Source organism: Methylomonas sp. PHL2-19 (genome assembly GCF_059331595.1).
In genome coordinates, this window is the sequence record NZ_CP196839.1 from 1130538 (window position 1) to 1143313 (window position 12776).

Sequence of the window (12776 nt, forward strand, 5' to 3'; positions counted from 1 at the left end):
TTTTATCATTAAACCTGTTGAGGGTAGGAAACGCATGAGTTGGCTTGGGAAGTTGGTGGGTGGAGCGTTTGGATTTATGTTGGGCGGCCCGCTGGGCGCGATTTTCGGCGCATCGGTAGGGCATCAGTTCGATGCCGGCATGGACGGGATGGCCGGCGAGTCATTTAATCCCGGCGACCAGCAGCGGGTGCAAATGGCGTTTTTCACCGCGACGTTCGCGGTGATGGGCCATGTCGCCAAGGCCGATGGCCGGGTTTCCAACGAGGAAATCGGACTGGCGAAGCGGGTGATGGATAATATGGAACTCAGTGCCGAGCTGCGCGAAGCCGCGATTCAACTGTTTCAGCAAGGCAAGCAGACCGATTTTCCATTGGCGGAAGTACTGCGGCAATTTCGCGTGGAATGTCATCGCCGGACTAATCTGGTGCGGATGTTCGTGGAAATCCAGATTCAAGCGGCGTTTGCCGACGGCGTTTACGATGCCAAGGAAGAAAAGCTGTTGTTGGATATTTGCGCGCAACTGGGCTTGTCTCGTTTCGAATATCAGATCATCAAAGGCCAAGTACAGGCGCAACATCGTTTTCAGCAGTCGGGCGAGCAGTTTCACGCGGCCAAATCCAGCTCGTCAAAACTGGAAGATGCTTATGCGGTGTTAGGCATCTCCGCGACGGCGGACGATGCTGAAGTGAAAAAAGCCTATCGGCGCCTGATGAGTCAGCACCATCCGGACAAGTTGGTGGCCAAAGGTTTACCTGAGGAAATGATGCAGATGGCCAAGCAAAAGACTCAGCAAATCAGGAAAGCCTACGAAACGATACGTGAAGCAAGAGGATTTTAAAAAGAGCCCGCCAGCCACGGAGGCGGCTGACGGGCTTGAAATAAACAGATTAACTGCTTAACAACGAGGGAGGTACAACAAAACTTAAGCGCGAAACGAGTCGCTAAAATCCAGATTGCTGGCGATGGTTGCAGCGCCGAATAGCATGGTGGAGATGATGAACTCGCCAGACATGAAGCCAAACACGCCGGTGGTGAAAAACAGGCCGGTGAGTACGTCTTTATACAGATTGTTCGATTTGTTCATTTTTGCTCCTAGACTGAATACAGTCGATACCAATGAAGACGACTTTAATATAAGCTTTATTTTTTTATTTACAATACCGGCAATAGTGGATTTCTTGTTTCTTTTTGGGAAACAATATTGAAATAAAGCTGTCATCTAGGCTTGTTATAAGCTTGTTTAATCCAGGAAGGCGTTGAGCGCGGGTAGATTGCTCTTGGGGAGTTTGACGGTTAACCTGACCGAATCGGAAAAATCCTGACCGATAATGCTGCCGTCCAGTTTTTTTAACTGGTATTCCAGCGCTTGTAGTCGGTGGTAATCCAGATTCAATGTCAGCTCGGCGAATTCAATGTATTCGACAATGTCGGCAGCTTCTATGACTTGCTTGGCGACATTGCCGTAGGCGCGGGTCAAGCCGCCCGCGCCCAGCTTCACCCCACCAAAATAGCGAATCACCGCTACGACGAGATTGATCAGTTGCTTGCCTTCCAGATGCTGAAAGATCGGCTTGCCGGCGGTGCCGCTGGGTTCGCCGGCATCGTGAAAGCGGCAAATCAGACCGTCCGGCGACTGGATACGGTAGGCGTAAACTATATGGCTGGCGTCGGGGAAGCGTTGATGCAAATCCTTTAATAACAACAAGGCTTCACGCTCGGTCTGGCAAGGGCTGATGATGCCGATGAAGCGAGATTTCTTGATGATCTCCTCTACTTCACAAGTCTTGACGACGATTTGCACCTTACAAAAGTCCGTTGATAGCCGGGTGCCGGTTCAGCAAGTGCTCGCGGAATGCTTCGATTTGCGCTTCGTCGTTACGCAATTCGCGCGGAATGTGTACCGGAATATCGCTGACAATCCGCATCGGCGGCGGCGACAGAAAAATCAGGCGGTCTGCCAGCGCAATCGCCTCGCGCAGGTCGTGGCTGACGAACAGTACCGTATGCGGCCGTTGTTGCCACAATGAATACAATAAATTGCGTACCTGCCGGGCGCTGGGTGCATCCAGCGAGACGAAGGGTTCGTCCATCAGCAAAATGTCGGGGTTGATGGCAAAGGCGCGGATGATGGCGACTCGCCGCTGCATGCCCAGCGACAAACGTTCCGGATAAACCTGCTGCACGTCGCTCAGTTGCATGTCTGCCAATAACGAATCGATCAAGGCGGCGGGCGGCGTTTCCTCGAATACCACTTCGATATTCTGCCGGACGGTATACCAGGGCAGTAATCTGGGATTCTGAAACACATAACCAATTCTGGCAGTTGTAGCTTGGCGGCCTATTTGAATTTGGCCCTGATAGTGACTATCTAGTCCGGCAATCATATTCAACAACGTGGTTTTACCGCAGCCGGATGGGCCGAGCAGGCAGACGAATTCGTTGCGGCCCACGCCGAGTTGTAAGTCGGCAATCGCTTGGTGTTGGCGGTCGTCGGCATGCCCAGAGCGATAAGTTTTATCCTGGATGCTGATGGTAATATCGTTCACCGCCGCCACCGTAAGGCCTTGCGGTCCAGCGGCCGCAGCAACAGCCATTCGATCAGTTGGATGACCGCGACAAAGGCAAAGGTATAAGCCAGCAGGCTGGCGACATCGAACAATTGAAAAAACAGATGCAGTTGATAGCCCATCCCGTTGCTGCGGCCTAGCAGTTCCACCACTAAAATGATTTTCCAGATCAGCGCCAGACCGGAGCGCGTGGCCGCCATCACGAACGGATGCAATTGCGGCCAGATCACATGCGCCAAGGTTTTTCTGCGGTCGAAACGGTAGCTTGCAGCCATTTCCAATAAATCCTTGTCCAATGCCCGCGTGCCTTCGCGGATGGTGACAATCACATTCGGCAGTTTATTGATAACCACGGCCAGAATCGCCGCCGATTCGGCCAATCCGAACCAGACGTAGCAGAGGATGATGGTGACCAGCGCAGGAATGTTCAGGAAGATCACCAACCAGTGATCGAAGAACGCATCCAGGAGTTTGTTGTTACCCAGCGTCACCCCTATGGCGCAGCCCAATACCATCGCAATCGAGAAGCTGACCAGCAGCCGCAGCAGCGTAACCCCTAAATGGTAGGGTAGTTCGCCGGATTGAGTTGCTTGCCAAAATACCTGGGCGACCTGGAGCGGATAGGGTAATGTTGGACTGTGGACCAAGCCAGCCGCCAGCTGCCAGATGCCTAGCAGCGCTAACAACGATAGCATTGTGACGGCAGACTGGTTAAGTTTAAAAGTGCCCGTCAACATTAGTCAGCCGACCAGAACGTCCCCGCTTGTATTTGCGCCGATTGGCCGGTCAGCTTGTTATTGCTGAGTTGATGCAGCATGGCGTAGATTTTTGCGGCGGCGCTTTGCTGAGTGGCGCCCCATTGTTCGACGCGGCCTTGGCAGTAACGCTCCCGGAGTTTTTGTTGTTCTTTCGGACTGGTCGCGTCAGTCAGTGGCAGGATTTTCTGCCATTCCGCATCGGAACTGCACAAGGTGTCGTGAGCTTGTTTGCCGAGACTCAAGAATTGTTTGAACGCTGCTTTATGTTGATCGGCCCAGTCCTGCTTGAACACATAGCCGATGCTGGGCACTGTTTCGTTGATGCCGAGTTGGCGGATGATCTCCTCGCCGCTCAACAGCGCCCGGTAGCCTTGCGCTTCGAGATGCGCGGCAAATTGCCAGAAGGTCAGCAAGGCATCGACGCGCTTTTCCAGTAGTTGCTGGCTCAGTAATGGCGGCGCGCCGTAGATTTTTTCCACACCGGTATTCAGGTCCACATGCTGTTGCTGTCCCAGCGCTTGTAACAGCAGCCAGTTCTTATCCAGCTCGCCACCGGCTATGCCCAGTTTTTTACCTTTTAAATCGGCCAGCGACTTGATCGGGCTATCGGCAGGTACCAGCAATACGCCGGAGGTATCGGAAAACGGGTAAAAACTCAAATTGGTGCCGGTGCTGCGCATGCTGGACGTCCAGATCCAGTCGGAGACGATCACATCGACTGAGCCAGCTTGCAGCGCAACCTTACCGGCTTGCTGATTGGCAACCGCGATGTTTTCCACGTTGAATTCCGCATTGTCTAGTAGTCCTTGGTTGCGCATCGCCGCGAGTTCCCAGTTTAAGGTGCCGGCGGCCATAGCGCCTATGCGGATAGTGGGTTTTTCATCGGCGTTGGCAAATTGCGGCAATAAAGCAGCAATGGCAAACAGGCAAGTTTTTATATTCATCTGCAAAGTCCCTAGTCGGATGGTTAACGTAACGATTTTAACGCAGCCGCCCCCAATACGAGAATGTTTGTCGGATTTGTTTGGAGCGGAATGCGTTGTCCAAGGTTTAAGGGCATACCGTTTGACCGATATTCCCAAAAGCCCGAGGCCACTAGACCGCACGAGTAACCAGGGGTTCCGGCATGGCGGGGCTGGGAGGCATTCAGGGTCTAGGTTAAAAAGCTGATTAGCAAGCTGCGCTACCGCCGCAAAATCGGCCTTTCGGCAAGGCATGCTGATAGCGCTGGGCTTACCGATTCTGGAATATTAAAAGCTGTGGCGTAGACATTTCCCGTGGCTTAACAGCCTAGGATGCAGTGGGAAGTAATCTGTCTTCCCGCTCAAATCTGGCAGCGGCTACCGGCCGGCCGGTGTAATAGCCTTGGTAGGATAGGCAGCCTTTATCACGTAAGAAGATCATTTGTTCCTGGTTTTCCACGCCCTCGGCAATCACGTGTAAACCTAAGTTTTTAGCCATATTGATAATGGTCTCCACAATTACCGCGTCGTTGGGGTCGCTGGCGATGTCGCGGACGAAACTCTGATCGATCTTTAATTGGCTGATGGGCAATTTTTTTAAATAAGACAGTGAGGAATAGCCGATACCGAAATCGTCGATCGAGGTTTTTACGCCCAGGGTTTGCAAATCGCGCATTTTTTCCACGGTGTCGTCTATGTCGCTGATCACGCAGCCTTCGGTCAGTTCGATGACCAGACGCTCAGCCGGCAGTTCGGCGTCGATCAAAATGCGTTTTACTTGGTCGACAAAATCGGCCTGGCGGAATTGCCGGGAACTGACGTTGACCGCCACATGATGAATAGGCAGGTTCTGCGCGTCCCACACCTTGATTTGCCGGCAGGCCTCGCGCATGACCCATTCGCCTATCGGCAAAATCAGCTGGGTATCTTCGGCAATGGGGATAAATTCCGCCGGGGAGATCATGCCCTTTTCCGGATGCTGCCAGCGGATTAGCGCTTCGGCGCTGATTACTTTGCCGAGGTGATCGACCTGCGCCTGATAGTGCAGTAAAAACTGCCGCTGTTTCAGCGCCTGACGAATCTCTTTTTCCAAGGTTAAACGGCGGTCGGCGGTTTCCTGCATCGACGGACGGTAAAAACTGATGCCGTTACGGCCGCTTTCCTTGGCCCGGTACATCGCGGTATCCGCCTGTTGGATGACCGCTTCAGGCTGTTCGGCCACCTCGGGAAACAGGGTCACGCCTATGCTGGTGGAAAAGTGATGTTCGCTGCCCTGAACCGTGAAAGGTTGATTGATGGTGTGCAGGATTTTTTCCGCCAGCATCGCCGCGTGACTGGTCGCTTGCGACAGTTGCGAGTAGCGGCCAGGCACCATCACGATAAATTCGTCGCCACCCAGCCGGCAAGCGGTGTCTTCGTCGCGGATAATCGATTTGAGGCGTTGGGCAACCTGGATCAGCAATTCGTCGCCTACTTGATGGCCGCGCGAATCGTTAAGGGTTTTGAAGTGGTCCAAATCCAGAAAAAACAGCGAACCGTAATAACTTTGGCGTTTGGCGGCAGCGATCTCCTGTTTCAGGCGGTCCAGCAGCAAACGTCGGTTCGGCAAGCCGGTCAGCGGGTCGTAAAATGCCAGTTCATGGATTTCCCGCTCGGCGGCTTTTTGCTCGCTGATGTCAGAAAAAATCGCCACATAATTCAGTAGTTGGTCGTGCTCGTCCCGGACGCCGGTAACGGTTAGCCATTCCGGAAACACGTCGCCGTTTTTGCGCCGATTAAAAATTTCGCCCTGCCATTGGTTATCCTTGGCCAAGGCTTGGGTCAAAGTTTGAATAAATCCGGGAGCTTGATGGGTCGACGACAGAAAATCCGGTTGCCGGCCAATCACTTCTTCCGCGCTATAACCGGTGATTTTGTTAAAAGCATTGTTGACGCGCAAAATTGCCCCATTGGCATCGGTGACGATAATGGCCTCGTGCGACTGGAATGTGGTTGCGGCAATGCGGAGTTCGTTTTCCTGCTGTTTACGGCGTTCGATCTCGGTATTCAGCGCTTGGTTGCTACGCAGCAAATCGCGGGTTTTTAGGGCCACTAAATCTTCAATGCGGGCGGTGCGTCCGCTCATCAGCATTAAACCGAAGCTGGTCAGGCCGCAGAGCAAAAAGCTTCCGGACAACAGCCACCAAACCGTCCAGGGATTTTGTTGCGTATAAAACTCCGGCAGCGGTTTATATTCAAGCGTCCAATTCCGGTCGGCGACCGCCAGCGATTGCCGCTTGCTTGGAAGGAAATAATGCGTTTTCGATTCAATGCCTTCGGGAGTGCTGCGGTATAACAGCTGGTCTTGATCATAGATCGCTACCGACAAACGTGTGCTTTGTAAGCGTCCGGACAGTTCCTGAATCTCGTTGCTTAATTTAAAAACATTCGAGACCAATCCGACAAAAAACTGTTGACGCTGGGCGCTGGTGTTTAGCGATTTTCCTTTGAGATAAATCGGGGAGTAGATGGCGAAGCAGGGCTGTTTGTCGTCGCAGACCATGCCGTCCGTCACCACCGTTTCGCCGGAATTAATCGCTTTTTGGATTGCTGCTAATAGTTTTGGGTTGCTGGCAACGTCGAAACCAATGTTTTGCTGGTTGCCGAAGGCGTAAGCAATGGGTAAATAAACATTCCGCTTACCAGCCGGTATCAATTGCTGATTGCGGTTGTGCTCGTGAATGGTGGTTTCTGTCTGTTGTTCGAATGCGCTGCGGTCTTCGGCATTGACTCTGGGTATCCATTCCAGTGCCTCCAGCTCGGGATGTTTGCTGAAAATGGTATGGGCAAATAGCCTGAACTCGTTGGGATTGACCGATTCCGAGCTGTCGAACAAGGCTTTCAATAACTGATTATTCAGAATATCGTCGCTGAAATGTTCCTGGAGGTTGGTATGGGTCAGATTAATCTGGTTGTCGAATAGCCCATTGAGGCGTTGATTTTCCAGATTGCGGCTGTAGACGAAGGCGATGACCACCAACAATAGCGAAATCGATAAGGGATAGGCCACGAATTTTTGCCGTTGCCGCCAGATATGCCGCGGGGTACCGATAAACAACAGTAGCAAGGGCGCGAAGATCACCGTACCTATTGCATCGCCTATCCACCAGGTACACCAGTTCAGGCCGATTTCTTCCGCATCGATGGTGTCGAAAATGTACAGAAAACTGGTGCCGACGCTAGCCGATATTAAGCAACTGGCAATTGCCAGCAAGAAAAACCAGACGACATGCCGATCTTCCATCAACGGATTGTGTCTGCCAATCCAGCGGTTGATCAGGGACGCTCCGAGTAAGGGCTGGGCGATGGCGCCGACGCTGGCGGCGGCGCCTACCCAAATCGGTGTAAACCAATCTTCCGGGGTGGCCAGATCGCCAAAAGCGTAAATTTGCGTGCCCAAGCTGCCGATGATCAGACCCGGCAATAATTTGGGGCCATAACCCAGCAGCGCGGCCAGAGCGATACCCGCTGACGGCCAGATTGGGCTGGCATGGCTGGGCTGCATCGCCAGCATATGCCCAAGATAGCCGCCGATAAAATAGGCCAGGGCCAAGGCGCTGTTCAGCAGAAAAAATCTAAAAGCTGTCGGCATGATTAAACAGGCGGACTCTGGTTCTCGCCGAGGCGGGGCGAAGCAATCGCTTTAGTGAGTTGCGGGCAACAGAACGCCATTCTCGACATCCATGCTAAATGCTTTGCCAAAGCCGGCGACATATTGGCCGCGCAAAGGCGTCAGTGCCAGTAAATGAAAATCCGCTAGGGAGCGTAAAACCGCGACTGTTTCGCCGAACCGCTGTTGCAGCTTATCTAACAACTGGGTATAGGCTGCGTGGGTTTTGTCGATTTCACCAACCTCACATTCGATTACCAGCCGGCGTCTGGCAAACGGGTTGACCGCTTCGGCCTCGGGTTCGATAAACATGATGGATGCTTGACGTTGGCGCAGCATATTGCCGGTATGCCGGGCCAATTGGCTGACGTAGATGTAATAAGTATTTTGGTAATCCAGAAACGGCGCATAGCTGACTTCGGCTGTCCCGAGCTCGGAACTGCTGGCGATTATCAGGCTTTGGCTGTTGGCAATTAAAGTCCGGTAATCGGCGGCTAGCGGTTCGGAACTCATGGTATTGTGGTAGCAGTCAGTTGCGCGTGGCGGAAGCAATCGACGGTGTGATCGTTGACCATGCCCACCGCCTGCATATAAGCATAGCAGATGGTTTTGCCGACGAATTTAAAGCCGCGTTTTTGCAGGTCTTTGCACATGCTGGCCGATTCCGGGGAATAGGCCGGTATTTGACTATGGCTCAGCCAACTATTTTGCCGGGTTTCGCCATCCACAAAGCGCCAAATGTACTGATCGAAACCGCCGAATTCCTGTTGTACCCTTAAAAAAGCCTGGGCGTTGCTTACCGCGGATTCAATTTTCAGGCGGTTCTTGACGATGCCGGGATTTTGCAGCAATGACGCCAGTTTTTTGTGATCGTAAGCGGCGACCTTAAGCGGATCAAAATGATCGAAAGCAGAGCGGTAAGCCTCGCGTTTATCGAGAATGGTTCGCCAACTGAGGCCGGCTTGCGCGCCTTCCAGCACCAGAAACTCGAACAGCTTTTGCTCATCGTGCAGCGGCACGCCCCATTCGTGATCGTGATAATGTTCTTCGTTGGTGCTATTCAGCGCCCACACGCATTTGCCTGACATCAGTCTTTTTTCATCAGGTTTTTCAAATCGGCGAAAGGATTGAAGGTGGCGGCAGGCGCTTTGCCTTCTGAAGTAGCTTTGCCGCCGTAACGCACGTGCTCTTCAAAACGTTGATGTTCGTTGTCGTGGCAATACAGGCACAGCAACTCCCAATTGCTGCCGTCGGGCGGATTGTGGTCGTGATCGTGATTGATGTGGTGGACCGTCAATTCGCGCAGGTTTTTATGATCGAATTCTCTTGAGCAGCGTCCGCATATCCAGGGATAGAGTTTTAAGGCTTGCTCGCGGTAGCCTTTTTCCCGCTCTTCCTTGTAGCGCCGGGCTTCGGCGACGATGTGATAGGCTTTGTTATCCGACATGAGATCCTCCGTTTGTCAGCCGCCGGTGGCGTTCATGTGCCGCAAAATAACCGGCTGTTCGTGAATATTGAATTCGTGTTTTTCCGGTTTGATTTGCATGGCCTCGACGATGGCTTGTTTCAACATCGCTTTGTCGCCTGGGTGGTCTCTCACAACCTGTTTCAGATCCACCGAATGTTCGTTGCCCAAGCACAGCAATAAACGGCCCTCGGCGGTCAGGCGCACCCTGTTGCAACTGCCGCAGAAATTGGCGCTGTGCGGCGAGATAAAACCCACTTTGCTTTTACTGCCGGCTATCCGGTAATAAGCCGAAGGTCCGCCGGTCGAGTCGGTTACAGCTTCCAGGGTAAAGCGTTGTTGCAAATCTTGCCGGATCAAATCGCTGGGATAAAACGCGGCGCCGCGGTGATGGTTGTCCACCGCGCCCAGCGGCATTTCCTCGATAAAACTGATGTCGATGCCACGCTCGACGGCAAACTGCACCAGATCGCAGACTTCCTGATGGTTGCGGTTTTTCAGTATCACCGCGTTGAGTTTGATGCGCTGAAAGCCGGCGGTTCGAGCTTTTTCTATGCCTTTCAGCACTTGCTGCAAATCGCCGGTTCGGGTTAGCTCCCTGAATTTGACCGGGTCCAAAGTATCCAGGCTGATGTTGATGCGTTTCACGCCGGCGGCTTTCAAGTCATCGGCCATTTCGGCCAGATGGGAACCGTTGCTGGTCATTACCAGTTCATTCAAACCCGGTACGCGCCCCAAGTCTTGCATTAAGCCTAACGCACCTTTACGCACTAGCGGTTCGCCGCCGGTAATCCTGATTTTGCCGACACCTAGTTCGACGAAGGTTTCGCAGATAAAGCGGATTTCCTCCAGGCTGAGAATATGGCTGCGCGGCAGAAATGTCATGTCTTCGGCCATGCAGTACACGCAACGAAAATCGCAGCGGTCGGTAATCGATACCCGCAGGTAGTTGACCACTCTGCCAAAGCGGTCTATCAGTTGCAACGGTTTGCTAGGCGCCATTACATTCGAACAGAAAAAATAAAGGAAGAAAATAGTAACACAGCACCGCGCTGTGTCATCGCCGATTGCGTAAAGAGTTGACTTGATGTGAGAAGTTCCAGGACGGGACGGCGCCAAATAGTCTGGTTAAGATTTAAAGCTCTACCGACGGCTATTACCAGTTTTTCTCGTGATTTCATCATGACTGCATCCTCTTGGCTGATGAGATGGAATAGGGCGTGGTTTAATCGGCAATAACCGGGGCGGGCGGGCAGCAACGGTATTCTTGCGACTTTTCCAGCAATTCGATTTGCTTGCGCAGCAAATCATTTTCCAGTTGCATCCTTTCTTTTAGTAAAGGTTCGCAGACGTCGCATTCGTCCAAACAACCCTTGACGATAATGCCGGGGGTAGGCAATGAAAATTCCATTTCGAACTCGATGGTTTGCTTGGTTTCTTGGGAAACCTTGCCATCCTTGTCGATCAGGTTTTTTGCCAGCAATTGGCTGTCGACTTCTTTTATCGCTTTGGCTCTAGTCTCCGCATCCAATGGAACGCCGAAATTTTGGTTAGTTCTGAACGGAGAAACCGTATCCTGATTAATGTTGCTGGCCGTCTCGCGGGCATTTAGGCTGACCGCTTTTAGCGCGCTGGTGGCTGGAATGTCCTGAGGAACCAAGGCTATCGGTAGGCGCGTGCCTCCGGGTTGCAGCACCCCGCCTATCGGCGCGTTGTCGTCCAGCACCCGTCTTTCTATCGCAACCAATTCGAATTTGATTTTTTGCTTTTTATTGAGCCGATAAAACAAATAAGACACGGCGTGGCATTTATTAAAATTGGTAAATTCGCGCGCTGATGCCTCGAAATGGTCTTCCGATTCTCCCTCGATATGTGTACGGCTGCTGACTTCGCCAATGGAAAGCGAATAAGCTTTGTGGGTAGCGCTGACGGCTTGCGAAGCCGAACTCTGTACATGCGTTCTTTGTTGATTCAGATAATCTGCGATTGAACTGCTATTGTGGTTCCCGCTGGCATTGGTACTGGCGCTGGCGCTTAAACTAAAAGGATTGATACTGCCGTCGGCATCCCCGTGGAAATCCCAATGGCCCTCTGATGAATTGGACGCATGCCCCGATTGGGCGGCGGATGAATCGGCCAGGTATTTTTGGGTGGCCGTCATAAAATATTGGTCTTCGGAAATTTGTTCGCTGCGATAACTTAGTTTGGTTTCGCTGTCGTAACTGAAGCGGCTTCTTCTGTCCGTTGTGGATAAGCGGACCTTTTCGCCCGGTAGCAGCGAGGTGCTGTAAACCGGATCGCCTAGCGTCAATCCCAGGGTGCAGCGCGAGTATTTAAAATGCAGAATGACTTCCACATTGACGCTGCGGCGGTTGTTGGCGGCTAGTGCTGTCGGATAAGTCAGCACCCGGCTAAAATTGATTACGTCGCAGTGGTCGTCTTTAATTAAGTCAGGGCAGCATGGAATGGCTGATGCGTTTTGAGTTTCCATAGTCGTTCTCCGTCATGAGTGGTTAAGTGTTTGGGGCATGACGAATTTATAACTGCGGCAGTCTGGCGTCTGTGACTTAATACCTTGAGAACCAGTGCATCAGTTCACGAGCTCTATCATTTCCGTGGGTGTTGAAACGCTTAGTGGGTCCCGACATGAACCGGTCAGTTGGTTGCGTTTTGAGAGCCTAATGGCTCAGCAGGGCGTGAATCTGCAATATTAGATGAGTGGTAGTCTTAGAGATTGACGTTCCGCGCACGTCAACGCTTGTTGATCGAAATTTTCGCAAACGGGTATTGACTTGAATCTGCTGGATGGGCCTAGGTTAGGATGTGGCGTACGGCTCCAGCTTGCACAGAAAGTGTTTTTGCTTCCTTAGCTTCTCGAATTATCGGTCAGACGCCGTATTAGCGCCAATACCGCCGCTTCTATCTGCGGCAAGGCCTCGCTCGGATGGACGTCTTCTATATCGTCTACCTGCCAGTATTCCACGCGATCCACCCAGTTTGGGAAGCGGCTATGCAGCAAGGGTTGATGCTCGGTTTGCTTCAAGGCGATGATGTGGCGGGCGGTGGCCAAGTCGTGCTCGGTCAGCGCAATGGGCGCGCGGACGGGCTCGATGGGGATCTCCCGCAAGGCCAAGCCATGCCGGGTATGCGGCGAAATCGGCCCGGCATCGTCCTTCAGCAACTCGATGGCCAGTCCACGCGAAAACGCCCGCCACGGCAGCGCGTAATCCGGCGCGTGATGATTAAACAAATACTCGGCAAACCGGCTGCGGTAGTAGTTACCGGTGCAGAGGAATAGGACTTGGGAGTGAGTGTTTGTCATAAAACTCCTTTTGGCGAGGCTGTTTGCATGAGAGCAGGCAGTAAAGAATTTGT

14 protein-coding genes are annotated in these 12776 nt (G+C 52.5%); 1 reads left to right on the top strand and 13 read right to left on the bottom strand.

Features of this window, described 5'->3' with window-relative positions; translation table 11 throughout:
- The first annotated feature begins 34 nt into the window (after window positions 1-34).
- The gene (gene djlA / locus ACR02O_RS05375; RefSeq protein ID WP_494522937.1) at window positions 35-838 is read left to right on the top strand and encodes a co-chaperone DjlA; all 804 of its coding nucleotides are present in this window, start codon (window positions 35-37) and stop codon (window positions 836-838) included.
- Window positions 839-922: 84 nt separating this feature from the next.
- Here the strand turns inward: djlA and ACR02O_RS05380 are convergent, their stop codons facing one another.
- The 13 genes from ACR02O_RS05380 to ACR02O_RS05440 all read right to left on the bottom strand — a co-directional run bounded on the left by ACR02O_RS05380 (window position 923) and on the right by ACR02O_RS05440 (window position 12723).
- Window positions 923-1084, bottom strand: coding sequence for a hypothetical protein (locus tag ACR02O_RS05380; RefSeq protein ID WP_020483539.1), 162 nt, complete (start codon window positions 1082-1084; stop codon window positions 923-925).
- 156 nt (window positions 1085-1240) lie between these two features.
- A complete protein-coding gene (locus tag ACR02O_RS05385) occupies window positions 1241-1801 on the bottom strand; it encodes a YigZ family protein (protein ID WP_415879204.1) in 561 nt (186 codons plus the stop codon).
- Between the two features lies 1 nt (window position 1802).
- Complete coding sequence (locus ACR02O_RS05390) at window positions 1803-2546, bottom strand: ABC transporter ATP-binding protein (protein WP_494523453.1); 744 nt, start codon at window positions 2544-2546, stop codon at window positions 1803-1805.
- The gene (locus ACR02O_RS05395) at window positions 2543-3262 is read right to left on the bottom strand and encodes an ABC transporter permease (RefSeq protein WP_494522938.1); all 720 of its coding nucleotides are present in this window, start codon (window positions 3260-3262) and stop codon (window positions 2543-2545) included. Before ACR02O_RS05395 ends, ACR02O_RS05390 begins: the two co-directional genes overlap by 4 nt.
- A gap of 41 nt (window positions 3263-3303) precedes the next feature.
- Window positions 3304-4269: an ABC transporter substrate-binding protein gene (locus tag ACR02O_RS05400; protein ID WP_494522939.1), complete on the bottom strand. Its 966-nt coding sequence runs from the start codon at window positions 4267-4269 to the stop codon at window positions 3304-3306.
- 346 nt (window positions 4270-4615) lie between these two features.
- Window positions 4616-7918 (bottom strand): EAL domain-containing protein, encoded by a 3303-nt coding sequence (locus ACR02O_RS05405; protein ID WP_494522940.1) that lies wholly within the window; start codon window positions 7916-7918, stop codon window positions 4616-4618.
- A 51-nt stretch (window positions 7919-7969) separates the two neighbouring features.
- Window positions 7970-8449 carry a HugZ family pyridoxamine 5'-phosphate oxidase gene (locus tag ACR02O_RS05410; protein WP_033157752.1) on the bottom strand — a complete coding sequence of 160 codons (480 nt, stop codon included), beginning with the start codon at window positions 8447-8449 and terminating at the stop codon, window positions 7970-7972.
- Complete coding sequence (locus ACR02O_RS05415; protein ID WP_494522941.1) at window positions 8446-9024, bottom strand: DNA-3-methyladenine glycosylase I; 579 nt, start codon at window positions 9022-9024, stop codon at window positions 8446-8448. The genes ACR02O_RS05410 and ACR02O_RS05415 overlap by 4 nt, the downstream gene beginning before the upstream one ends.
- Window positions 9024-9383: a YajD family HNH nuclease gene (locus tag ACR02O_RS05420; RefSeq protein WP_033157754.1), complete on the bottom strand. Its 360-nt coding sequence runs from the start codon at window positions 9381-9383 to the stop codon at window positions 9024-9026. Before ACR02O_RS05420 ends, ACR02O_RS05415 begins: the two co-directional genes overlap by 1 nt.
- 15 nt (window positions 9384-9398) lie before the next feature.
- Window positions 9399-10403, bottom strand: a complete 1005-nt coding sequence (moaA, locus tag ACR02O_RS05425; RefSeq protein WP_494522942.1) for a GTP 3',8-cyclase MoaA — start codon at window positions 10401-10403, stop codon at window positions 9399-9401.
- The gene (locus tag ACR02O_RS05430; protein WP_494522943.1) at window positions 10403-10585 is read right to left on the bottom strand and encodes a hypothetical protein; all 183 of its coding nucleotides are present in this window, start codon (window positions 10583-10585) and stop codon (window positions 10403-10405) included. The genes moaA and ACR02O_RS05430 overlap by 1 nt, the downstream gene beginning before the upstream one ends.
- Window positions 10586-10626: 41 nt before the next feature.
- Window positions 10627-11892 (bottom strand): hypothetical protein, encoded by a 1266-nt coding sequence (locus tag ACR02O_RS05435; protein WP_494522944.1) that lies wholly within the window; start codon window positions 11890-11892, stop codon window positions 10627-10629.
- A 375-nt stretch (window positions 11893-12267) separates the two neighbouring features.
- Window positions 12268-12723 (bottom strand): arsenate-mycothiol transferase ArsC, encoded by a 456-nt coding sequence (locus ACR02O_RS05440; RefSeq protein WP_494522945.1) that lies wholly within the window; start codon window positions 12721-12723, stop codon window positions 12268-12270.
- Window positions 12724-12776: the final 53 nt, after the last annotated feature.